This window comes from Enterococcus sp. DIV0774 (assembly GCF_050539095.1).
Lineage (GTDB): Bacteria > Bacillota > Bacilli > Lactobacillales > Enterococcaceae > Enterococcus > Enterococcus faecalis.
Genome location: NZ_CP172923.1, coordinates 2,207,444 through 2,230,774 on the forward strand (window position 1 = coordinate 2,207,444; position 23,331 = coordinate 2,230,774).

General features: G+C 37.1%; 24 protein-coding genes. 2 read left to right on the forward strand and 22 right to left on the reverse strand.

Features of this window, described 5'->3' with window-relative positions; genetic code table 11:
• Nucleotides 1–249: 249 nt before the first annotated feature.
• The 11 genes from IGL86_RS10630 to IGL86_RS10680 form a co-directional block, all read right to left on the reverse strand.
• Complete coding sequence (locus tag IGL86_RS10630) at nt 250–1,254, reverse strand: lipoate--protein ligase (protein WP_002356394.1); 1,005 nt, start codon at nt 1,252–1,254, stop codon at nt 250–252.
• Nucleotides 1,255–1,286: 32 nt separating this feature from the next.
• Entirely contained in the window at nt 1,287–2,027 is a 741-nt protein-coding gene (locus IGL86_RS10635) for an MBL fold metallo-hydrolase (RefSeq protein WP_002356393.1), read from the reverse strand.
• 145 nt (nt 2,028–2,172) lie between these two features.
• Complete coding sequence (locus IGL86_RS10640) at nt 2,173–2,964, reverse strand: DUF975 family protein (RefSeq protein ID WP_002365061.1); 792 nt, start codon at nt 2,962–2,964, stop codon at nt 2,173–2,175.
• A 20-nt stretch (nt 2,965–2,984) separates the two neighbouring features.
• A complete protein-coding gene (locus IGL86_RS10645) occupies nt 2,985–4,067 on the reverse strand; it encodes a M42 family metallopeptidase (RefSeq protein ID WP_002367214.1) in 1,083 nt (360 codons plus the stop codon).
• 212 nt (nt 4,068–4,279) lie between these two features.
• Nucleotides 4,280–5,554, reverse strand: coding sequence for a D-alanyl-lipoteichoic acid biosynthesis protein DltD (gene dltD, locus IGL86_RS10650; protein WP_002359447.1), 1,275 nt, complete (start codon nt 5,552–5,554; stop codon nt 4,280–4,282).
• On the reverse strand, nt 5,554–5,790 hold the full coding sequence (gene dltC, locus IGL86_RS10655) for a D-alanine--poly(phosphoribitol) ligase subunit DltC (RefSeq protein ID WP_002356389.1): 237 nt from the start codon (nt 5,788–5,790) through the stop codon (nt 5,554–5,556). Before dltC ends, dltD begins: the two co-directional genes overlap by 1 nt.
• Nucleotides 5,791–5,822: 32 nt before the next feature.
• Nucleotides 5,823–7,028 (reverse strand): D-alanyl-lipoteichoic acid biosynthesis protein DltB, encoded by a 1,206-nt coding sequence (gene dltB / locus IGL86_RS10660; RefSeq protein WP_002382500.1) that lies wholly within the window; start codon nt 7,026–7,028, stop codon nt 5,823–5,825.
• Entirely contained in the window at nt 7,025–8,545 is a 1,521-nt protein-coding gene (gene dltA, locus IGL86_RS10665) for a D-alanine--poly(phosphoribitol) ligase subunit DltA (protein ID WP_033625344.1), read from the reverse strand. The genes dltB and dltA overlap by 4 nt, the downstream gene beginning before the upstream one ends.
• Nucleotides 8,546–8,559: 14 nt before the next feature.
• Complete coding sequence (locus IGL86_RS10670; protein ID WP_002356384.1) at nt 8,560–8,709, reverse strand: teichoic acid D-Ala incorporation-associated protein DltX; 150 nt, start codon at nt 8,707–8,709, stop codon at nt 8,560–8,562.
• A 203-nt stretch (nt 8,710–8,912) separates the two neighbouring features.
• The gene (locus IGL86_RS10675) at nt 8,913–11,009 is read right to left on the reverse strand and encodes an ABC transporter permease (protein WP_033625345.1); all 2,097 of its coding nucleotides are present in this window, start codon (nt 11,007–11,009) and stop codon (nt 8,913–8,915) included.
• Nucleotides 10,999–11,766 carry an ABC transporter ATP-binding protein gene (locus tag IGL86_RS10680; protein WP_002356382.1) on the reverse strand — a complete coding sequence of 256 codons (768 nt, stop codon included), beginning with the start codon at nt 11,764–11,766 and terminating at the stop codon, nt 10,999–11,001. Before IGL86_RS10680 ends, IGL86_RS10675 begins: the two co-directional genes overlap by 11 nt.
• A gap of 405 nt (nt 11,767–12,171) precedes the next feature.
• Here IGL86_RS10680 and nrdD point away from each other — a divergent pair, with 405 nt between their 5' ends.
• Both nrdD and nrdG read left to right on the forward strand, forming a co-directional pair.
• Nucleotides 12,172–14,355, forward strand: a complete 2,184-nt coding sequence (gene nrdD, locus IGL86_RS10685; RefSeq protein WP_033625346.1) for an anaerobic ribonucleoside-triphosphate reductase — start codon at nt 12,172–12,174, stop codon at nt 14,353–14,355.
• Nucleotides 14,356–14,387: 32 nt separating this feature from the next.
• The gene (gene nrdG / locus IGL86_RS10690; RefSeq protein WP_002356379.1) at nt 14,388–14,984 is read left to right on the forward strand and encodes an anaerobic ribonucleoside-triphosphate reductase activating protein; all 597 of its coding nucleotides are present in this window, start codon (nt 14,388–14,390) and stop codon (nt 14,982–14,984) included.
• A 44-nt stretch (nt 14,985–15,028) separates the two neighbouring features.
• On the opposite strand, the gene dinB is transcribed toward nrdG, so the two are convergent.
• The 11 genes from dinB to IGL86_RS10745 all read right to left on the reverse strand — a co-directional run bounded on the left by dinB (nt 15,029) and on the right by IGL86_RS10745 (nt 23,319).
• Nucleotides 15,029–16,144 carry a DNA polymerase IV gene (dinB, locus tag IGL86_RS10695; protein ID WP_023894966.1) on the reverse strand — a complete coding sequence of 372 codons (1,116 nt, stop codon included), beginning with the start codon at nt 16,142–16,144 and terminating at the stop codon, nt 15,029–15,031.
• 128 nt (nt 16,145–16,272) lie between these two features.
• The gene (locus IGL86_RS10700) at nt 16,273–17,031 is read right to left on the reverse strand and encodes an ABC transporter permease (RefSeq protein WP_010713130.1); all 759 of its coding nucleotides are present in this window, start codon (nt 17,029–17,031) and stop codon (nt 16,273–16,275) included.
• A complete protein-coding gene (locus tag IGL86_RS10705) occupies nt 17,015–17,677 on the reverse strand; it encodes an ABC transporter ATP-binding protein (RefSeq protein ID WP_002356375.1) in 663 nt (220 codons plus the stop codon). The genes IGL86_RS10700 and IGL86_RS10705 overlap by 17 nt, the downstream gene beginning before the upstream one ends.
• Nucleotides 17,678–17,691: 14 nt before the next feature.
• Entirely contained in the window at nt 17,692–18,564 is an 873-nt protein-coding gene (gene rsmI / locus IGL86_RS10710; RefSeq protein WP_002356373.1) for a 16S rRNA (cytidine(1402)-2'-O)-methyltransferase, read from the reverse strand.
• A gap of 111 nt (nt 18,565–18,675) precedes the next feature.
• Nucleotides 18,676–19,023, reverse strand: coding sequence for a DNA replication initiation control protein YabA (locus IGL86_RS10715; RefSeq protein ID WP_002356372.1), 348 nt, complete (start codon nt 19,021–19,023; stop codon nt 18,676–18,678).
• The gene (locus tag IGL86_RS10720; protein ID WP_002356371.1) at nt 19,016–19,855 is read right to left on the reverse strand and encodes a PSP1 domain-containing protein; all 840 of its coding nucleotides are present in this window, start codon (nt 19,853–19,855) and stop codon (nt 19,016–19,018) included. The genes IGL86_RS10715 and IGL86_RS10720 overlap by 8 nt, the downstream gene beginning before the upstream one ends.
• Nucleotides 19,856–19,971: 116 nt before the next feature.
• A complete protein-coding gene (gene holB / locus IGL86_RS10725) occupies nt 19,972–20,922 on the reverse strand; it encodes a DNA polymerase III subunit delta' (protein WP_002384059.1) in 951 nt (316 codons plus the stop codon).
• 1 nt (nt 20,923) lies between these two features.
• On the reverse strand, nt 20,924–21,253 hold the full coding sequence (locus tag IGL86_RS10730) for a cyclic-di-AMP receptor (RefSeq protein ID WP_002356367.1): 330 nt from the start codon (nt 21,251–21,253) through the stop codon (nt 20,924–20,926).
• Between the two features lie 19 nt (nt 21,254–21,272).
• Nucleotides 21,273–21,911: a dTMP kinase gene (tmk, locus tag IGL86_RS10735; RefSeq protein WP_002356366.1), complete on the reverse strand. Its 639-nt coding sequence runs from the start codon at nt 21,909–21,911 to the stop codon at nt 21,273–21,275.
• 208 nt (nt 21,912–22,119) lie between these two features.
• Nucleotides 22,120–22,716: a recombination mediator RecR gene (recR, locus tag IGL86_RS10740; RefSeq protein WP_002356363.1), complete on the reverse strand. Its 597-nt coding sequence runs from the start codon at nt 22,714–22,716 to the stop codon at nt 22,120–22,122.
• Nucleotides 22,717–22,896: 180 nt separating this feature from the next.
• On the reverse strand, nt 22,897–23,319 hold the full coding sequence (locus IGL86_RS10745) for a hypothetical protein (RefSeq protein ID WP_002367219.1): 423 nt from the start codon (nt 23,317–23,319) through the stop codon (nt 22,897–22,899).
• Nucleotides 23,320–23,331 lie beyond the last annotated feature (12 nt).

The following is a 23,331-nucleotide window of genomic DNA, read 5'->3' on the forward strand; positions in this document are numbered from 1 at the left end:
TTGTCTGTAAAAATTTGATATCACAAAAGAAAGGAAATCTTGTATACTCTTTACAGATGGTGATTTATAGTGAAGCACATAACCAAATTCCCGGACTTGACTTGGTTCAAGTACATATGCAGGCGAGCTATTTGATAGTTCCCTGATAAAAATCGTTTCGACGATTTTGCACATAGCACTACCTTTCTAAAAGCTAAAAATTATTTTTAGCTAGAAAAAAGACAACCGTTTGAAACGGCTGTCTTTTTTTTAATAAATTAACCCAAGCAAATCTTCTTTTTCGATATTGCCAAAGTATTTTTTAACGTCAATTTGATCAATGGCTTCTTCTAAAGAAGCTTTATCATATTTCACGCCGGTTAAAATATCTTCAACATCTTTAATTTCACCAAGCCCAAAGAAGTCCCCAAAGATTTTAATTTCTTGAATGGCACCATCCGCCACATTCATTTTCATTTCAATTGAACCAATTGGAAAACGATGGCGACGTTCTAAGTTAAATGCAGGTGATTTACCATAATTCCAATCCCAATTGCGATAGTATTGCTCTGAAATTTTGTTAATAGCCGCCCAGTCTTGATCAGTTAATTCATACGTTTTAACTTGGTCGATCGAATCTACGCCGAAAATTTTCAAAAGAATTTCTTGGCGGAATTCTTCCGTTGTCATCTCTTGTTTATCTTCAGATAAAAATGGTTTAATGTTTGTTACCCGTGAACGAACAGACTTGATACCTTTAGATTCGATTTTATCTTTCCGTACTTTCAATGTATTTACAACTTCATCAATATCACTATCAAACATTAAGGTTCCATGTGCAAACATGCGGCCGTTGGTAGCGTACATCGCATTTCCTGAAAACTTCATATCATTAATCACTAGGTCATTGCGCCCTTTTAATTCGGCACCTTCAACGCCTAAGTCGTGCAATGCTTGAATAATTGGTTGGGTAACTTTCGCAAAATCACGGAAAGAGTTGCCGTCATCTGGCATAATAAAACTAAAATTCAAATTACCATGATCATGATAAACGGCGCCGCCGCCACTTAAGCGACGAACAACATGAATGCCGTGCTCATCTACATATTCTTTGTTAATTTCTTCAATTGTATTTTGGTTACGGCCAATAATGATTGACGGCTCGTTAATGTAAAATAAAAGAATGGGCTCATCTAAAGGCATTTCTGTTAACAAATATGTTTCAATTGCTAAGTTCACTCGTGGGTCATTATTTTCATTCGGTACAAAAATCACAATCGGTTCTCTCCCTTGGTATAGTTACTTTTTTAAATCTCAACTGTTAAATCTGGTTGGGCTAATGTCACTGGAATTTCCGTTCCAGCATAGTTTTGCGCTTCTTCCCGTAGTTGTTCCAATGACCCATGTTGTGGTAAATGGGTCAACATCAATTGTTTGACTTGTGCTGCTTTGGCAATTTCACCCGCTTCTCTTGACGTAAAATGTGCATGATGTCGTTCATTACCTTCAAATAAGTACGTATCCGCTAAGAATAAATCAGCGTCTTTTGCAAAGTCTTCAAAACTTGCTAAGTAACCAGAGTCTCCTGTAAAGACAAAGACTTTGCCAGTCGCTTTTTCAACAATCCGCATCGCGTAACAAGTGACAGGATGAATCGTTTCCATGAAAGTAATTAAAAATGGTCCTACTGCCAACTCTTCTGCTTCAAAATACTCTTTCCCTTCGGAAACGTTAGGAAGCGTTAGTTCTTTGAAATGCATTTGATCTTGTGTATGGCCATATATTGGCAAAATAGGTGTCGGTTCCAGCGTTGGATAAAGCTGACGATAATATTGTAAAACACCTAAATCTGCGATATGGTCATGATGGTAATGCGACAGAATGACAGCATCTAATTTCAATGGATCTAGATAGTTTTCTAAACGCACTAATGTCGTACTGCCTGCATCAATAAGCAAATGAAAGCCTTCAGATTCTAACAAATAGGAACTCGTTCCTTCTCCTTTGTATGGATAAGCACCTAAACAGCCTAAGACAGTCAATTTCATGTGTGGACAACCTCCTTCAATACGATACTTCCATGTTACCATAAAATAACGGAAAAACGAGGTTAAAACGCTTAAATTTTCACAAAAAGACCAAAGAAAAAACCTGAACCCTTTGTCGAGATAACGAAGGATTCAAGCTTCTATTTTATTCTTCGGCTAAACCTTTTTCTTCTAAGGCAGTTTGATAAAAACTAGCTAACGCTACATAGTTATAAGGAATCACCCATAATAGACCGATACCAATAGCTAAAAAGCCCACAATATACCAACCAATAAAAGAAAATTGTAAACATAAATATTGCCAAAAACGATTTTTCATTAAATATAACGCCTGTTTCAATGCCATCATAATTGGCAGTTCTGGATTATCAAAACGTAGCCACACAGCAAATTGAAAAACGCCACTCACAAATAAACCAATTAAAAAGATCAAGATAGTGGCAACGCCAAATGCTAGGAAAAAGGAAAAATCATTTAAGAAAAAGGCTTGGATTTCCTCTGGTGTAACTGTATTAAACATCAATTTGAAATACAAGGTTGTCCCTGCCCCAAATAAAATTGGTAACAAAAATAACAAACCTATTACACGTTCAAGTACTTTTTGAAGTAGGTTGACCACAAATAGCGGACCATAATATTTTCCTTGAAAAACACTCATTAAAATATTGACCCGCACCTTTTCACCACGCAACACCTTCAAGGCTGCGTAATATAGCGCATAACTTAACGCGAATAAAACAAAAATTTGCAGTAATACTGCGGCAAAACTACTTTGAAAAACTTGATTTTCACCAGAAAATAAATTTTGCACAATCGATGTTAAGAAGCTCTGTAAAACCACTCCTAAGAAAGTTAACCAAGCCATGATCCCCCATTGCCCATCAAGGGCTCTGCGAGCATTGGCACGATGTTGCGAATTTGTTACTAAACTTTTCATTCATTCCATCCTTTCTGAAACTAATAACTAGTCAATTTAGCGACTGTTTCTTTATCTAGACGTTTCACCACTTCTGTGACTAATTTGACTGTGTTGAAATAATCATCTTCATGAATAACTGAGGTATGTGAATGCAGATATCTAACAGGCACCGTGATGGCTAATGATGGAATCCCGTTGCGTGTTAAATGCATACGTCCAGCATCCGTACCTCCCCCTGTAATCACTGTATATTGGAAGGGAATGTTATTTTCTTCCGCCACTTGAATAACAAAATCACGTAATTTTTTATGCGGAATCATTGATGCATCATAAATCAAAATTTGTGGCCCTTCACCTAAAACAGAGTCGGCTTCTTTAGGTGTCATTCCTGGTGTGTCACCAGCTGTTCCTGTGTCTAAAGCAAACGCTATGTCTGGATTCACAAGATGCGTACTTGTTTGCGCACCGCGTAGCCCGACTTCTTCTTGCACATCACTGCCTGCAAATAAAATATTGGGGTGCCCTTCTGTCGCTAAATTTTCTAAAACTTTTAATGAAACGGCCGTACCAATTCGGTTATCCCACGCTTTTGCCAATAAAAATTTTGTATCATTCATGCGACGATAGTCAATATATGGTGTCACCATATCTCCTGGATGAATCCCCCATTCTGCAACTTGTTGATCGCTACTTGCACCAATATCAATAAACATATCTGCAATCTCATAGGGTTTGTTACGAACTTCCGCTGTTAACACATGCGGTGGTTTAGACCCAATGACACCATGGTAAACCTTACCAGTCGTGGTTTTAATCTGAACTTGTTGGGCCAACATCACTTGCCCCCACCAACCACCAACAGTTTGAAATTTTAAAAAGCCTTTTTCTGTGATTTGGGTAACCATGAAACCGACTTCATCCATATGCCCAGAAATGTAGACTTTTGGTCCTTCTTTATCACCAACATTTTTTGCAATAATACTGCCAAGGCCATCATATAAAAATTTATCCGCATACGGTGCTGCATACTTTTTAAATAACGAACGTACTTCGTCTTCATTCCCAGCAATCCCTTTAGCACTTGTTAAATCAATTAACATTTTTTCTTCTTTTGCATCCATAAAAATAACTCCCCTCAAAAACCAATTTTATCCATTATACCACGAACTAAAAAAATACTTACAAAAAATAAATTGAGCAACGTTCTCCACTAAAAATAAACGAAAAAACAGCCTGCACGCTCGTTATTCAACGGCAGGTACAGGCTATTTTCATTGTTACGAAGCGTTTCTAGTCCGCTTCAGATAATTGGTACTTGATCCATCTTGCCTTCTTAAAATTGAGGTAAGACCAATGGATTTTGTTGTTGCCAATCTGTCTGATAAAAACGATCATCAATTTGATACGCTAACTTTTTAGGCGCAGGTTGTTTCATAAATTCATCTACTTGACGATCAACAGCGAGCCAACCACGCCAACCTAAATGAATCGTGTCCGCCATAAAGTAGCGTTCATTACTACATGTTGAGAAGTCAGCAATGTTAGTAAAGCCTTGCTCTTGAAGTTGATATTTCAGCTTGCGTGCTACTTGTTGCAACATATCTTGTGACAAGCCCGTATAGTCCGACCAACGTTTGTTAACAGGTGGGATTACAAATAAAACATCGACATTTTTTTCTGCTAACTGTTCTAACGCAGCTTGGAAATCACCATATTCTGGAGAAAAACGGTAATCCCATTTCTTTTGTGAATGAGCTAATTTCGGTAAAACTGGTTTAATCCGTTGGCGATAAAAACCGTTACTAATTTCAAACTTATTATTATTAATGGCTTTTGCCGCAATTTTTCCAGCTAGCTGATCTAATTCATTAAAATTATACGTAGCAGGTAATTGTTTCATATCTTTTTCAACAATTGGTTCTCTGCTAACCATGCCAATTTGGCTAAACAATTCATCTTCACGATTCAAGAAACGGAGATTCATTATAAAATAATCTCGTTGAGAGCGTTGGGGAAGTTGCCCTGCCTGCAGATTTGCCAAAGTTTCCATTAAGACTTTGTCTTTTTGAACAACTGGAAATTTGGTCAAACGTTGTGCTAGATATTGGTCACCGCTGGTTAATTCGGTTAAATTAGCTAACCATTGATAGGTTTGTAATTGTGAATAGTGTGCACCAAAACTATCATTAGGTACACCCTTTTTGACAAACCATTGCGGAGATAAAATAAAGACCGCTTTCTTATTGGCAATCGCATCGCCCATCGAATGAATGACCATTGCTTGGGTTAATGACTGTGTGCCCGCTTCTCCTAGTAAAAACGGTCGGTAGTTCCGTTGATACTTTTCAGAGAGCACACTAGGGTGGAAAGCACTAAATCGACTTAATTCAGAAGAGCCAAAAAAAGGAACATATTTACCAGAAGCCACTGCTTTGTTTTTAATCACATTGCCTTTTAAAACGTTCGGTGCCATTGACGTTGATGCTTCCTTCAACGTTTTTTCGGAAGTTAAATTGATTCTGAACGGTGCAAAAAAGAACACTGCAACCAAGACCGCTGAACAAAGCACTGGACCTAAGATTCTGATTAGTCGTTTTTTTCTAGACATTATTGTAAAGCTTCCACTTGTTGAATGATTTGTTTTGGTGTTCCCCATACTTCACGGTCAAAGTCTGATACAGGAACTTGGATTCCTAATTGTCCTTCAATTTCTACTAATAATTGAACCGTTGCTAAAGAGTCCAATAATCCTTCTTCAAATAATTGAATGTCTTGATTGTTCACAACTTCGTCTGTTCCTGTAATATCTTCTAAAATGTTTAATACTGTTTCTTGAATGTTCATTGTAAATTGCCCCTTTATATTTTTATTTTTGTTTATTTAAACCATAGTTTGTCTAAAAATCCTGAGAAAATCAGGAAGCTGACACAAACCGCTTGGAAAGTTAAAAAGACTGCAAATGCATGTGTAAATTTGTTTGATGGTATCTTGTCTTTATGTTTTTTCTTAAAACGTAGCCAAGCATCTGTTACACAAATTAGTGTTGCATGGTAGAGCCCATAAGCGATGTAGAACCACGTTAATCCATGCCAAATGCCCATGATTAAGAACAACGCAAAGTAACCAATATTAGAAGTCACAATCCGACTTTTAAAGACTTTCTTTTTCATTAAGAAAAACATTAAGCGCATGTAAATGTAATCACGGAACCAAAAAGATAAGGTCATGTGCCAACGATTCCAGAATTCTTTAATATTCCAACTTAGGAACGGTTTGTTAAAGTTCATTGGTGTATCATAGCCCATTAAATAACTTGTGCCAACGGCCAGTAAACTATAGCCTGCGAAATCAAAGAATAGATACAAACTGTAATTATACATATAGCCGACTGTCCACCAAGATAAACCACCTTGTGCCAAGGCCATTTTTTCCACATGTGGTAAAAAGACACCACCAAGATAATGACTGATAATAAACTTATATAAAAATCCTAGAAATAAATAAAAAATTCCTTTTTCTAAAAAGTCTAAATATTTCTCCGCACTCGGCGGGTTTTTCAAATCTTTTTCAAAGCGCCGATAACGATCGATGGGTCCTGAAGAAATAGTCGGGAAAAACAAGAGAAACTGAATGTAACGAAACGGATGATATTCTTTCATTACGCCATCCCGTAAATCCATGACCACTTGGACCGCTTTAAAGGTTAAATAAGAAATCCCTAAAAAGCCAAGTAAGGTTGTTTTGCCTGTCATGAAGGGAGAAACTTTCACCCAAACAAGCGGTAATATAGCTAAAAAGACAGCCAGATAAAAGACCCAACCTGCATTTTTATTTTTTCGATAAGCCGCATAGCCCCACGTTAGTAACGTTTGATAAATAACATATACAATCAGAGCGACTCCTTGTTGCCAAAATTCGCCACCAAAACTGATATATAGAAAGACCAGTGTCACGAGTGTTTGGTACCAAGGCCAACGTGTCCCTTTAATGGCTAAAGTTAAAATCATCGGCAACAAGGCCGCAATTAGCAGAACAAAGTAATACGGTGCATTATAGGGAATCATATGAGGAAAATTCATCATGTGGCATTCACCTCATTCATCAACCCTTTCCGATCAATTTTGCCATTACTTGTCAAAGGTAATTGTTCAACATATACAAATTTTTGTGGAATCATATAGTCCATTGTCAACGTGGCTAATTCTTGTTTAATTGCCTTAGTTAATTGAAAATCACTTGAAAATTCATGTGCTTGCGGAACGACATAGGCAATTAATTGTTGGACTTTATTTCCTTGATATTTCGGCACAACGACTGCTTGTTTCACGTAGGAAACATTCGTTAAGTGATGATCCACTTCTTCTAACTCAATGCGGTAGCCATGCAATTTAATTTGAAAATCTAAGCGTCCCTCATACTGCAATAGGTTATCGACTAACTTTCCAGCATCGCCTGTGCGATAAGCTGGTACGCCATCTAATTGGAAAAAAGCTTCAGCTGTTTTCGCAGGATTATTTAGATAGCCTTTGGAAACACTTGGTCCAGCAATGACGATTTCACCAATTTCACCTGCAGGTAATTTTGACATGCCTTCCATAATATAAATTTGCGTATCCTCTTTCACATACCCGATTGGTAAACGTTGGACACTTTTTAAAACTTCTTGAGTGATTTCAATGGCACTAATCGCTACAGTCGCTTCTGTCGGCCCATACGTATTATAAATATGCGCAGTTGGGAAACGAGCGGCTAATTTTTCAGCCGTTGGTTTTGGTAATTCTTCTCCACAGAATAAAAACGTGCACAGTGCTGGTAGATGTTCACCATCGAAGCTTGGTTCCATTAGACACAATTCAATAAAGGACGGTGTTGAAACCCAGACGTCGATTGTTAATTGTGGCAAACGCGTAAATAATTGTTTAAAATCGTTAATGATTTCATTGGGTAACGGAGTTAATGAGCCGCCTAACGCCAATGCGGGATAAATAGACATCACCGATAAATCAAACGAATAAGGTGCCTGTGCTAAAAAGCGGGCCCCTTCTTCTAAACCAAAATCTTGCAACAACCAATTCGTAAAGCTAACTAAATTATCATGGCTGATTTGCACACCCTTTGGTACGCCAGTTGTCCCTGAAGTGAAAATGATATAGTAATTACTTGCTCCTGTGACAGGCGTCAACTCAGGCGCATATCGGGGTGCATGCATCATCATTTCTGTTAATTCTTCCGCCGTAATTACTGGCACTTCGGTGGCTAATTCAGGCCATTCATGCACAGCAATCACTGCGGTTGGTTTGGCTACGTTTAGAATTAGTTCAATGCGTTCTTTTGGTGTATGTGCATCAATGGGGATATAGCTAAAACCAGCTTTCGATGCGCCTAAAAAACTCACAATCATTTCAAAATCTAATTCTCCATATACGACAATCGCTGACTTGTCCGTTTTCAGCTCAGCTAAATAAGCGGCTAGATTGTCTGACTTTTCTTTTAACTCTCCATACGTAGAGACTTTTTCTTCGGTTAAATAAACAGGACGTTGGGGTTCTTTACGTGCCCATTCATCAATCGTTTGAATCATATTAATTACTTTTTCCATATATAGCCGCCTCCTTAAAACTCGTTATAAATGAAGGTTCCTCCATTGATATTCTTGTAATGATAAAGATAAATTAATGCAATGACAATGAAAGAATAAAATAACGTTTTACCGATGAATTTAAGACTTTCGTTATTGAGAATTTTCTGAAAAGTTGTTTTCATTATCATTCACCTCCTAAGGTTAATCGCTATCCATTATTTTATGCTATATTTCAGCAAAGTCCATTGAAATTTCTTACAATTTAATAAAAAAACTAACAATTTCGTCACTTCTTAAATTTTCATGATTTTCATAAAGGGAACTCTCATAATTTTTTCGCATAAAGAAACTGTAAAAACCGCTTCACAACGGCTTTTACAGTTTTTTAAAAATGGATGTGTCGAATCATCCGCGCATAAATGGCAGACGTTAAAATATAAAAAATTAGATAAACAATTATTAAGATTCCACAAGAAAGATATACTAACAAATATCCTGGACTCTTAATAAATTGGCTTAGCAAATAAATGGCAAAGGTGGTATGCAAAATCCCAATGACCATCGGCGGAAAGAAAATCAAACTATTCTGTCGATAAATTTGCTTAGTTATCGCTTTACTAGAAACACCCATCCGTTTTAAAGTCACGTAATCTTGACGCTCACTTACAGCTGAAAACAGTTGTCGTAACATCAAAATACTGCCCGTAATAAACAACGCTAAAATTGCCACAAACATGGAGACATATAAAGTCAAGCCGTTAATTTTTCGTTCATAGCGTAAAGAGGCGTAGCGATCATTCATATTTAGCCGCCAAGTTTCTGTGACATCATCTTGCGTATTCTTTGCCTCTTCGTTAGGCATTTGTTTGGCAAAACCACTCAACTGCTGGTTATTTTTTTCATACTTATACAAAATTGGCGCTTGCCATTCTGTGGCAATCTGTTTATTTACGGCTTCATAAAGTTTTTCACGGCTTTTCGTGTCAACATTTACGGCGTTAATCTGATACTGAATGGAATTTTTTGTCACTTTCTGATAAAGGGCATCGGAAACGACAATCGTTGGTAAGGAATATTGCAATAAAAAATTGCCTAGATAGTTAGGCAGCACTTGTTGCAGTTGTGCCTTCTCTCCTTCAACAAATTGCAGTTTCGATTCATAACGAGACATACCACTTAAAATATTGGTAAAGCTATCCATATAGATAACACTTTGGTCATTTTTTAAATGTAAATCGTTTAAATAAGGATTAATTTTTTGATAGTTGCGGTAATTTGAGAAGGATAAAACATTAACTGCTTCAATCGTTTCTTGTTCCTCTTGCGCTTGACCAATTCGCAAACTTCGTTCAATTCCAGTAATTTTATAAGAAAGTGTCACTTCATTTTTTATTTTGGTGTCCTTCGCTTCATCGAGAACTTTCTTCAATTTAGGATAGCTTTCCTGTGAAACTAAAAAGTCCACGGGGCCATCACTGTTGACCGTGTGCATACTAATCGTATACACAAAAACCATCACGCCAATCCCACTCAAGGCTGTCGCAATTAATAAGGTCAAACCAGTGAGTGTTTTGCTACTTTTAAATAAGTAGCGTTTAGCATTGCCTAAAGTAATCATGCGTAAATCTTGGTAATACCATTTTTTTCTATGATTAAATAAGCGAATGATAAAATACATGGTATAACGGAAAAATAAATAAGTTCCCACCACACAGAGACCCAAAATGATAAAAGGCGTCAATGTAATAATCATCGGAATCGAGATATCCAATGAATCATTTAATTGTTTATACACAATACCTGTCGCTAAATTCCGAAAATCAAACGCAATAAAATAACCAGCCAGTAAACAAATAGGTCCTAAAATACCTAGAAACTGCCGCCGTTTCGTTAAACGACTATAATTAATTTGACCAATTTTTTCTTGGTGCATAAGCTGCGACAATGGATAACGATAAATCATCCAAATACTTCTTAAGCAGACAATCAAAATCATAAATGCAAAAGCTACACCGGTTTCAATAACGGAACGCCAAGAAATATAGAAGAAACTGGGGACTTCTAAAAACATAACTTTGGCTAAAATCATTGAAAACAACTTGGTGAAAATCACTCCTAAAATAATTCCATTAATTAGTGAAACAAAGCCTAAAACTAAATTTTCTACTAAAAAAATTAGTGAAACTTGGCTCTTTCTCAAGCCAATTAATCGATACAAGCCAATTTCTTGGCTACGTTTTCCTATAAAAAAACGATTTGCTGCCAACATAAAGCCCAAAATAATAATGGTGACTAAGGTACTACCGAGTCCGAAAGATCGCTTAATTTCGATATCACGGCCTGCACCTGCGACAAGAGGCTGGTTGTAAGCAATCGCACGGAAACAATAATAAACGACCGCTGCAAAAGTCATACTAATGTAATAAACCAGATAATTAGGTACATGAGCTTTTAAATTTTTTAATGATAGTTTAAAAATCATTTGCGCGCCCGCCTCCACCAATCGTTGCTTGCATATCTATCACACGATTAAAAAATTCCTTACGTGATCCTTGACGAACAACTTCTGAGAAAATCGCACCGTCTTTAATGAACAAGATGCGATTGCAAAAACTGGCCGTGTACGGGTCATGTGTCACCATCAAAATTGTGGCATCATCATGTAGATTAATTTCAGCTAAATATTTCAACAATTCTGTTGCTGATTTTGAATCCAGCGAGCCAGTTGGTTCATCTGCAAAAATAATTTTAGGGTTCGTAATCAAAGCACGAGCAGCTGCTACTCGTTGTTTTTGTCCCACAGAAATCTCTGGTGGATAAGCAGATAAAAGCTCCTGAATCCCCAAAATCGAAGTCACATGTAACAAACGTTTATCCATTTCTTCTAATGAAACTTTTTCTACAGCTAAAGGCAACAGAATATTGTCCTTCACATTTAACGTATCAATTAGGTTAAACGATTGAAAAATAAACCCCATTTCGTTTCTTCGAAAATCACTTAATTGATTATCTCGCATTTTTAAAATATCTTGTCCGGCGATGCGCACGATTCCTGCGGTTGGCAAAATAATCGAGGATAAGACATTCAACAGTGTCGATTTCCCAGCACCACTGGGACCCATAATCCCCACAAATTCGCCTTCATCAACGGTAAACGAAATATTATCTAATACTTCTGTTTTATTATTTAAACGACCATATGTCTTGCTGACATGGTTTACTTCTACAATTTTTTTCATTTTTCTCGCTCCAACGTTTTGTTATTACTCTTATTTTACCAAGAAAAAATCTGAATGAACATCGTTTTATCTTACAATATCGTTCGGTAGTCAAAGAATAATTGGCATTTCGTGAATAAATCCGCAAACAATTATTATTTAATAATTGTTATTTTTTAGTGTTGCTTTTAGCAATTTGGCAAAAAAATCTTTGCTGTTTTTTAATTTGGACAAAGAATTTTTTTCACGCAAAAAAATTTGCTCAATCCTTTTCTTCATTTGTTTTCATATTTTTTCAAAACAGTGCAAGCACAATATATAGTGTTTGTCTAGTGATATTTTACTAAAAATACGCAATATATCGATTGAATTTAGCCGACCTTTGTATTAGGATAGTTACTAACGAGATATAAGGAGCTGGATAAAATGATGAAGATTACTGATGAAAAAGCCGAGGATGTTAATCTCTCAACAATTAAAGTCGTCAAACGAGATGGTCGTTTAGTGACTTTCGATGATCAAAAAATATACGACGCTTTGATCAAAGCTGAACAAAAAATACATGACCAAGTCACTCCTTTGACACATCAAAAAGTCCAATCGATTGTTGCCGATGTCAATCGAGAAATTAACGAACGTTTTACCAATAACGTAAAAATTTATGAAATTCAAAATATTGTGGAACATACTCTGCTATCCAACAACGAATATGCCTTAGCCGAAGAATACATTCATTACAGAACCCAACGTGATTTTGAGCGTAGTAAAGCAACTGATATTAATGTATCTATCGGCAAATTAATTAATAAAGATCAGACTGTCGTGAACGAAAATGCCAACAAAGACAGTGACGTTTTTAATACGCAACGTGATCTAACCGCTGGGATTGTTGGAAAATCAATTGGTTTAAAGATGTTGCCTTCACACGTGGCTAATGCCCATCAAAAAGGCGACATTCATTACCACGATTTAGATTATCATCCATATACGCCCATGACAAACTGCTGTTTAATTGATTTTAAAGGCATGCTAAACAATGGCTTTAAAATTGGGAACGCTGATGTCGAATCACCAAAATCAATTCAAACGGCCACTGCACAAATTTCTCAAATTATTGCCAATGTAGCTTCCAGTCAATATGGTGGATGCTCTGCCGATCGGATTGATGAATTATTAGCGCCTTTTGCAGAACGTAATTATGAAAAACATTTAGCAGATGCGCAAGAATGGATTGAAGGAGAAGAACGCCAAAAAGCATTCGCTCGGAAGAAAACGAAAAAAGATATTTTTGATGCCATGCAAAGTCTTGAGTATGAAATTAATACTTTATTTACTTCCAATGGACAAACCCCTTTTACTTCTCTGGGATTTGGTTTAGGTACCAACTGGTTTGAGCGAGAAATTCAACGGGCGATTTTACAAATCCGAATTAATGGTTTAGGGATTGAAAAACGAACAGCTATTTTCCCAAAACTGATTTTCACAATTAAACGCGGCGTCAATGCGCAACCTACTGATCCAAACTACGATATTAAACAACTGGCACTGGAATGCGCAACGAAACGCATGTATCCTGATGTTTTAAACTATGATAAAATCGTTGAACTAACAGGTAGTTTTAAGGTACCAATGGGCTGTCGTTCCTTTTTACAAGGCTGGAAAGACGAACAAGGTGAAGAAGTAAATGTTGGCCGAATGAATTTAGGCGTTGTGACCTTGAACTTACCAAGAATCGCTTTAGAAGCGCAAGGAAGCCAAGAAAAGTTCTGGCAAATTTTAAATGAACGTTTAGCAATCGTTAAAGATGCTTTGGTTTATCGGGTTGAACGTGTTAAAGAAGCTAAACCAGCGAATGCACCGATTTTATACATGTATGGTGCATTTGGAAAACGTTTAGCTACACAGGATGCCGTAGATGAACTGTTTAAAAACAAACGTGCCACGGTTTCACTTGGCTATATTGGCTTGTATGAAGTGGCTTCTGCCTTTTACGGCGGTGCTTGGGAGGACAATCAAGAGGCCAAAAACTTTACACTGGATATTTTAAAAGAACTGAAAAAAAATGCCGACAACTGGGGCAACGAATACGGCTATCATTTTAGTGTCTACTCTACACCGAGCGAAAGCTTGACTGACCGTTTTTGCCGTTTAGATACTGAAAAATTTGGCATCGTCGAAAATATTACAGATAAAGAATATTACACAAATAGTTTCCATTATGATGTACGCAAAAATCCAACGCCTTTTGAAAAACTTGATTTTGAAAAGGATTATCCAAAATATTGTTCTGGTGGTTTTATCCACTACTGTGAATACCCCATGTTACAGCAAAATCCCAAAGCACTTGAAGCTGTCTGGGATTACGCTTATGACAAAGTTGGCTATTTAGGAACCAATACGCCAATTGATCATTGTTATGCCTGTGGTTTTGAAGGGGACTTCCATCCAACTGAACGTGGCTTTGAATGTCCAGAATGTGGCAATCATGATCCTAAGACTTGTGATGTCGTTAAACGGACTTGTGGTTATTTAGGTAACCCGCAAGCTCGCCCAATGGTACACGGTCGTCACAAAGAAATTTCCTCTCGTGTGAAACATTTAAAAAATTAAACTCGATTATTCTATAGAAAGAAGTTTTGCTGATGCGTAATCCGAAACCACAAGAATGGAAAACCGAAGACTACAGCCAAAAAAAGATTGCCGATTACAAAGCGTTCAACTTTGTTGATGGCGAAGGTGTACGCAATAGTTTATATGTGAGCGGCTGTCTCTTTGCTTGTGAAGGTTGTTTTAACAAAGCTGTCCAAAATTTCAATTACGGTACGCCGTTTACAGAATCTTTAATGAATCAAATTATTGAAGATTTGTCCCATGACTATGTCCAAGGTTTGACTCTTTTGGGTGGTGAACCTTTTCTGAATACAGATGTTTGTCTTAGTGTAGTCAAACGTGTGCGGGAAACATTTGGCTCAGCCAAAGATATCTGGTCTTGGTCTGGGTATACCTTTGAAGAACTACTTTTAGAAACGCCTGATAAGCTTGAACTACTCCATTCAATTGACATTTTAGTTGATGGGCGCTTTGAACTGGCAAAACGTAATTTAAATTTACAATTTCGTGGCAGTAGTAATCAACGGATTATTGATGTACCCAAATCACTTGCTGCTGGCAAAGCTGTTATTTGGGAAAAATGTCATGACGCCGAAACGTCTTATGAACAAATCAAAAAATCAATTTAAAAAAGTTAGCCCTTTAGCCATCTCTTGAGGATGTGTCTAAAGGGCTAACTTTTTTCCCATAAAGGTAAAACAATGTTTTCATACGCTAGTGGATCTAAATTCGTTAAAGTAATGCCTAATAAACGGATTCCTTGTTCTAAACCTAAAATATCTTCCCAAATTAAATTCGCTTGATAGAAAAGTTCTTCTTTTTTAGAAATATATTCAGGTAATGTCACACGTTTCGTAATCGTCGTATAGTCAGTATAACGAACTTTTAGGACTACTGTTTTGCCATGTTTTTGCACTCGTTGCAACGCACGCTCAACCCCTGCTGCTAATTGTCTCAATTGAGCCGTAACCTGCTCTTCCGTCGTTAAAGGGGTGCCGTAAGTATGTTCTTTCCCTACCGACTTACGATCTCTAGTCACTTGAACTGGCGCATCATGGATACCGCGGACTTTACGATACAATGAATAACCCATTTTACCGAATAACCGAATCAACGTCATCTCATCTTGCTTGTATAAATCTGCTCCAGTAAAAATCCCTAGTTCATGCATTTTAGGCACTGTTTTTTTGCCGATTCCGTGGAAATCTTCAATCGGTAATGCTTTCAAAAAATCTTCGGCCTCTTCTGGTAAGACAACCGTCAGGCCCTTTGGTTTCTGAAAATCTGATGCTAACTTGGCTAAAAACTTATTGTAACTAACACCTGCCGAGCAAGTTAACTGCAATTCATGCCAAATATCATATTGAATCATTTTCGCAATTTTAATAGCCGACTTACTGTTGACCTTATTTTCAGTTACATCTAAATACGCTTCGTCAATAGATACTGGTTCAATCACATCTGTATAGCGGCGAAAAATTTCACGGATTTCTTGAGAAATTTCACTATATTTCTGATAATTACCTGGCTTAAAAATGGCACTTGGACATAGTTCATACGCCTTTTGAGCACTCATAGCCGAGTGAATACCATACTGTCGAGCAATATAATTCGCTGTGGTCACCACTCCTTTGCCCCCAGTATCACTTGGATGGCGCGCAATAACTAACGGATGTCCTACTAGCTCTGGATGATCTCGTTCTTCAACTGAAGCAAAAAACGCGTCCATATCTATATGTATAATTTTTCTCGACGTATCTTTTTTTAAGGGAAAACGTAATTCGCTCATCATTTTGATTCGCCTCCTCCCTCCATTATATACGAACGTCCGTTCTTTTTCAAATTGAAACTTCTTTATTTCAACCAGAAAAAACTGAAAATCCGTGAAGTTATAAACACAGATTTCCAGCTTTTTAATTAAACAACCAATTGTTTTTGTTGATTATAGTAGCCTTTATAGGCAAGATAAGTTGCAATCACTGAACCAATACTTGTTGCTGATAGCAACATAAAAGTCACCATAATCTGATATTTTATCGCATGGACCGGATCAACGCCCGCAAAAATCAAGCCTGACATCATCCCAGGCAAACTAACAATTCCGACAGTTTTGGCAGAATCAATCGTCGGCGCCATCCCGGTTTTCACACTTTGTTGGATGATTGGTAAAGAGGCAAGTTTGATAGTTGCACCTAATGCTAGTTTCTCCATTACCGCTTGCCGTTGGTTTTGAAAAAGAGTATCTAAATTGCGATAGCATAAACCAATTGCCACCATCGAATTGCTGGCAATCATCCCACTGATAGGAATGATTTGAGAAGGAATAAATTTAATAGAACCAGAAAAAATCAAAATACCAATGGTAATTCCTGTACTACAACCAATTGCAATGAAAGAAATCAAAAAGCCCTTTTGTAATTGCTGGCTGCGTTTTTTTGCATTAAAGGCTGCGTTGGAAACAATCACCAAAACCATGATGAGCGTTAAAATCAGGTTATTGACTTGAAAAACATATTTTAATAAATAACCGACTGCGACTAATTGAATGACTGCTCGAATCACACTAATAATAATATCTTTGGTAAAACCTAATTTTTCTTTAGTACTAATAATTAATGCGACCATCACTAGCATGGCTGAAAAAAATAAGGATAAATTATTAACTGCTAAATCCATCTGTCGGCGCCACCTTTCCTGCTACAATACGAATCACTTGCTGTGCTTGCTGAATTTCTTCGGTATCATGCGTGACACGAACCAGCGTGACTCCTTGCTCTTTGTTTAATTGGTTTAACAATTGATTGACAATCTGTTTGCTTTCTTCATCTAATCCCGTTGTAACTTCGTCTAATAATAAAACATCTGGTACAAAAATAATGTTTCGTAGCAAAGCAACCCGTTGTCGCTCACCACCAGAGAGTTCGGCTATTTTCTTTTCAAGATAAGCAGCGGGCAATTTCACTTGTTGGAGTAATGCCACGACTTTTTCCTGATTAAACGCTTCTTGTCTGACGGTAAATGGAAATAATAAATTATCATACACGGTTTCACCAAATAAAGTTGGCTGCTGAAAACAATAAGAAACCTTTTGGCGGTATGTTTCGATTGGCATTGTAGTAATTGGCGCTTCTTGATAAAAAATTTCGCCTTCTGTAGGACTTAATAATGAAGATAAAATTTTTAAAAATGTACTTTTCCCGCTACCTGAAGGACCAACAATTGTTGTATTGCTACCTGTTTCAAATGACAAATCAATATCAGAAAGAATGCTACGACCATTTACTTGATAAGACACGCCTTCTGCTCGCAATAAATTACTCATGTTTCTCTCCTTTTTTAAATGGAATGATATTCTTTATATACTTCTTGTTTTTTTACATTTCTCAATTTGGCCACTTCTTTGATCGCCTCTTTGGAACTCCGTCCCTCTTCCTCCATTAAAACTTGTACATGTTCTTTGAGGGAAATAGCTGGCATTGCTGCTATTGTCTCTTTCTCACCAGTAAATCCGCTAACTAATAAACAACACTCGCCTTTTAGCGTATTTTCTGCTAAATATTCTGTTAGTTCTCCTAAGGTACCTCGTAAATACTCTTCGTGAAGTTTCGTTAATTCTCGACAAATCACAGCAGGGCGTTCTTGACCATAGACTTCAGCAAACGTTGCTACCGTTTTAGCAATCCGATAGGGGGACTCATAAAAAATCTGTGTTGGCCGTTCTTCTTTTAATGCTGATAACACGTCTTTCTGTTCCTTTTTCTTTCTTGGTAAAAAACCATAAAACGTAAATGGCTGTGGTAAAAGACCCGAGGCAATCAAGGCGGTCATTCCTGCCGTAGGTCCTGGCAAGGCAATCACTGCCAGTTCTTCTTCAAGACATGCTGTAACCAATTCATGACCAGGATCACTAATTGAAGGCATACCTGCATCGCTAACTTGGGCAATCGTTTCACCACTCAGCAATCGTGTAATCAGTTGAGGAATTCGCTCTTTGTAATTATGTTCGTGTAAACTAATTTGTGGTGTTGTAATCTCAAAATGATTTAGCAATTTTTGTGTGTTTCTTGTGTCCTCACTAGCAATCACCGTTGCTTCTTTCAATATGTTTAAACAACGAATACTCATATCTTCTAAATTGCCGATCGGTGTTGGGACAAGATACAATTTTCCTTTTGTTGTTTGCTTATCAAAACTTTTCTGTTTTTGCATAGCGCATCCCTCATTTTCCTTTTTCGTTCTATAAATAGATAAAGGTTTGATTTGACAATCGATTGACTGTCAAACCAAACCTTTCCTTTTTATTTGCAGTGTCCACTAGACTTAACGCGTACGTTCCCCATAAATAACATCAAGACAAAAGGCACATTCTTCATCATTTTCACGTCTTGAACCATATAAAATATTGCAGACATGGAAGCCCTCTTCATAAAGTTTTTCCAAATTCATACGTGATTTTGATAGCTCTTGTTTTTCAGTTTCAGTTGTATTTCCTGCTAACTTATTCAGTTCTTGGAGATGCTCTCGTAAGCGTTGGTTTTCGATTTCCAACGTGGTATTTTTTTCTACCAACTCATGGAGTGCTGCTTTAATTTCTCTTAATTGTGTCACTGAACTGTCTAAATCAGTTTCCAACGAATTTAATCCATCATAGAGCGAACGTTTATCCATTTTGATCACCTTTTTCAGCAGCAACTTTCGCAGTAGCTTCTTTGATTTCTTCGTAATCATAATCCGCTGCGATTTCACGACCATGCAAACGAACTTTGACAATCCGACTTAATAGATTCAACCCGACGACTTTGCCTTTGCCATCTGGTGTTATTACTTCTTTTCCATAATCTGGTAATTCTTTTTTAGCGGCTTCATATTCGTCGTTTTCATATTTCAAACAACACATTAAGCGGCCACATAATCCCGAAATTTTGACAGGATTTAAAGATAACCCTTGATCTTTAGCCATTTTGATTGAAACTGGCATAAAATCTCCTAGAAATGTTGAGCAACATAGTTGTCTGCCACAAGGGCCAATGCCACCTAATATTTTCGCTTCATCTCGGACACCAATTTGACGTAACTCAATTCGCGTCCGGAAAATAGCCGCTAAGTCTTTGACTAATTCACGAAAATCAATTCGCCCATCTGCCGTAAAGTAAAAAATCATTTTGCTACGATCGAAGGTATATTCTACTCGCACTAATTTCATTTTTAAGTCATGAGCTCGAATTTTTTCATTGGCAATGCTTTTGGCAGCTTCTGCATCAGCCAAATTTTTTTGTTCTTTTTCTAAATCATTGGCTGTTGCTTTATTTAAAATGGGTTTTAGGTCCTCTGGTAAATCGTCTGAATCGACTGTTTTTTTAGGAATAGCAACAGTAGCTAATTGTTTTGACTGTTGAGATTCAACGAGTACTTTCTCATTATAAATATACTCAGATTTTCCAGGAGCAAAATAATAGATATGACCGGCTTCACGGAAGCGAACTCCTACTACTTCTACCATTTTATTCCTCCTAATCTAGTTCAAGTGAACGTCGCTTCAATCGGTTAAGGAACTTGCTGAAACAACTAAGTTCCTACTATATTATGAAACTGAATGCCACTTGGCACTTTTTTCCTTTATGATTTAGGGTGAATCATTTGGATAACTAATTGTTCACAAACATTTTGCCAACTAACATTGGCAGTCCATTTTTGGCGTGCTTTCAAAATTAGCGCCAACCGTTCCGCCTGCTCTTCCGTTACTTTTTTGGCTTGCTGTGTCGCAACACTTTCTTCCAATAATTGACGGTAATAAACCATGAGCAAGTCAAAGCTAAGCGCTTGTTGTTCTTTTTCCTTAAATACTTTGACCATTTTCTTCTGAACGTAGATAAATGCCTGTAAATCATTACTTTTTAGATAATTAAACCATTGCAAAATGATTTCCCTAGCTTCATTAAACCATTCATCTTGAGAGATTTCAACTGCTTTCTCAAAACTATTTGTCAGCTCAGCTAAAAGGGTTGCAGTCTTTTCACCAATCCCCTGTTTGATTAAGCGATCAATTAATGTTTTTTTGACTAATGGTTGAAAATGTAAGGTTTGGCATCGTGATTGAATCGTTGGTAAAATTCGAGAAAGCGAAGTGGTTTCTAAAATAGCTAAAATTTGTCCTTCTGGTTCTTCTAAAAATTTTAAGAGACTATTGGCTGCGCCGGTACTCATTTTATCTGCTTCTTGAATTAAGAAAACTTTTTTAGCAGTCTCGACCCCACTTTTAGAAAACTCCGCTTTTAATTCACGGATTTGGTTCACTTTGATGGTTTGCCCATCTGGCGCAATTCTTAAAACATCTGGATGTTCATTTTCATTAATCCGCACACAATTATGGCATTCGTTACAAGGCTGTTGATTTACTAAATTCGTACAAAAGACATGTTTCGCCATCCATAAGCCAAATTCTTGTTTTCCAGTTCCTGTATCTCCTTCAAAAAGATAAGCATGGGCAAGACGACCATGCTCAAAACTTTTTTGGAGTTGCTTGTACAGCAAAGGTTGCATTTGCTGTAGCTGTTGTGCTTCATTCATCTTAATATTGATGGAATCCTTCAACTGGTAAGACGAAGCAAGTAGCGCCGCCTACTTCAACTTCCACAGGATAAGGAATTTGGCCATCCATTGTGATATCTAAAGTCACAGGTGTTGAAACATATTGTTTTCTTGATTGACATGTTTCTTTAATTAAAGCTAATGTTTCGTCGACACGTTCATCATCAATCCCAATAATAAATGTGCTGTTTCCCGCTTTTAAGAATCCACCTGTTGAGGATAATTTTGTAGCACGAATATTGGCATCAATAAATTCGTTGGCTAATCGGTTACTATCTTTGTCTTGTACAATGGCTAAAATAATCTTCATGGTCTACACCTTCCTATAATTAAAAGTTTTCTGGATAACGTTCAATAATCGCCTGATACGTTGCTTCTACGACAAGTTCTAAACTCATCCGTGCATCAATCTTTTTGATACGTTGTGGATTTTCTTCTGCTAATTTCAAATATTCATGACGAACACGTTGATGAAATTCTAATCCTTCTGAATCTAAGCGATCAATTTGCTGTGTTCGATTTTCTTGAATCCGCCGTAAGCCAGTATCTGAGTCAACGTCTAAATAAATTGTAAAATCTGGTGAGACACCTTCTGTCGCAAACGCATTAATTGAAGCAATGGGGGCAATCCCAATTCTACGCCCAGCGCCTTGGTAGGCTAATGAGCTGTCAACAAAACGATCACATAGGACTAAATGACCTGCTTCCAAAGCTGGCAAGATTTTTTCCACTAAATGTTGACGACGAGCAGCTGCGTAAAGTAAAGCTTCTGTTCGCTCATCCATTCTGTCATTTCTTGGATCTAAAATAACTGTTCGAATCTTTTCGGCAATCGGTATGCCGCCTGGTTCTCTTGTAGTGACAATTTTTCGTTTTGACTCTTTAGCTAATCTTTCAGAAACTTCCTTCAAAACACTGGTTTTGCCAGCGCCATCTGGACCTTCAAATGTGATAAAAATACCCTGCACGTGCGAAAACTCCAATCAATTTTTACTTGTATCTATTATACTTCATCTTGCTCTATCAGTCTAATTGAAATCCTTATGTCCTATTTAAAGTGATGCATCCGCTGAAAAAAAGAAACTGAAAAAGAAGTACGGGAAAGCTTGAACTGCGACATTTTCTCACAGAAACGACCTACTTCGATTTCAACTTCTTTTTCCAACGATGTTTCTTTTAAATTTCTCGACGTCCTTCGACTGCTTTTAGCAAGGTTATTTCGTCTGCATATTCAATATCGCTGCCGACAGACAAGCCGTGTGCCAAACGAGTAACGGTGATTCCGGCTGGTTTAATGAGCCGTGATAAATACATCGCCGTCGCTTCTCCTTCAGTGGTAGCGTTGGTTGCTATAATGACCTCTTTCACTTCATCATCGTGCAATCGTTTGATCAAAGAGGCAATATTAATATCTTCTGGTCCTGTTCCTTCCATCGGTGAAAGCACCCCGTGGAGTACGTGATACAAACCTTGATATTCACGCATTTTTTCCATTGCCATAACGTCTTTTGGTTCTTCCACTACTAAAATAATACTACGGTCACGATTTTTATCTTGGCAAATTTCACAAGGATCTTCTTCAGTAATATTTCCGCAAATACTACAGAAATGGAGATCTCTCTTGACACTAATTAGCGCTTTTGCAAAAGCATTAGCATCTTCTTCTTTCATATCAATTGTATAAAAAGCAAGCCGTGTCGCTGTTTTTTGACCAATTCCTGGTAATTTCATATAACTTTCAATCAATTTTGCAATCGGTTCTGGATAATTCATGAGGCTTCTACAGTCCTTTCTTAGCAAGGCGTTTCTGTTATTACTAAACGAGTTATAACAGATTTTGCGTCACTGAATATCTTATCACGCCCTGTCAAAAAAGCAATATTTAACCGCTATTTAAAGAATCAAAAAAAACTTCCACTTTGTTGTGACAAAATGGAAGTTTTTTTATTTTGCTCAAATTAAAAATCGCAATAGATAACGTACTAGTAATAATGGTAATACACCTTTCAAGAAAAAAAGAACTAATTCTCTTAGCTGAAATTCTGTACCTTGATACCGAATTCTACCTTTCAATTTGGTAATATTCAAATCATACAATCGTTCCTGAAAATTTTTTTCACCACAGATTGGACAAATAAATTTGTACAAGCTTTTTTGTGTATTCAACGTCTCTTTGCGGATATGAATACTCCACTTGATTTTTTCCTTTGTTTCCACAGTACTCAACTCATATTTTTCACCACAAGCCGTGCAACAAAACCTATGCGTTGTGCGTACCTCATTTGCTTCTTTACGCAGTTTCCGTAAGGTCAAAATCCCTTGATAAACAAAATTTCCAATGCCAACAATGAACAATAGTATACCAACACTTTTCATAAATTTATCCTC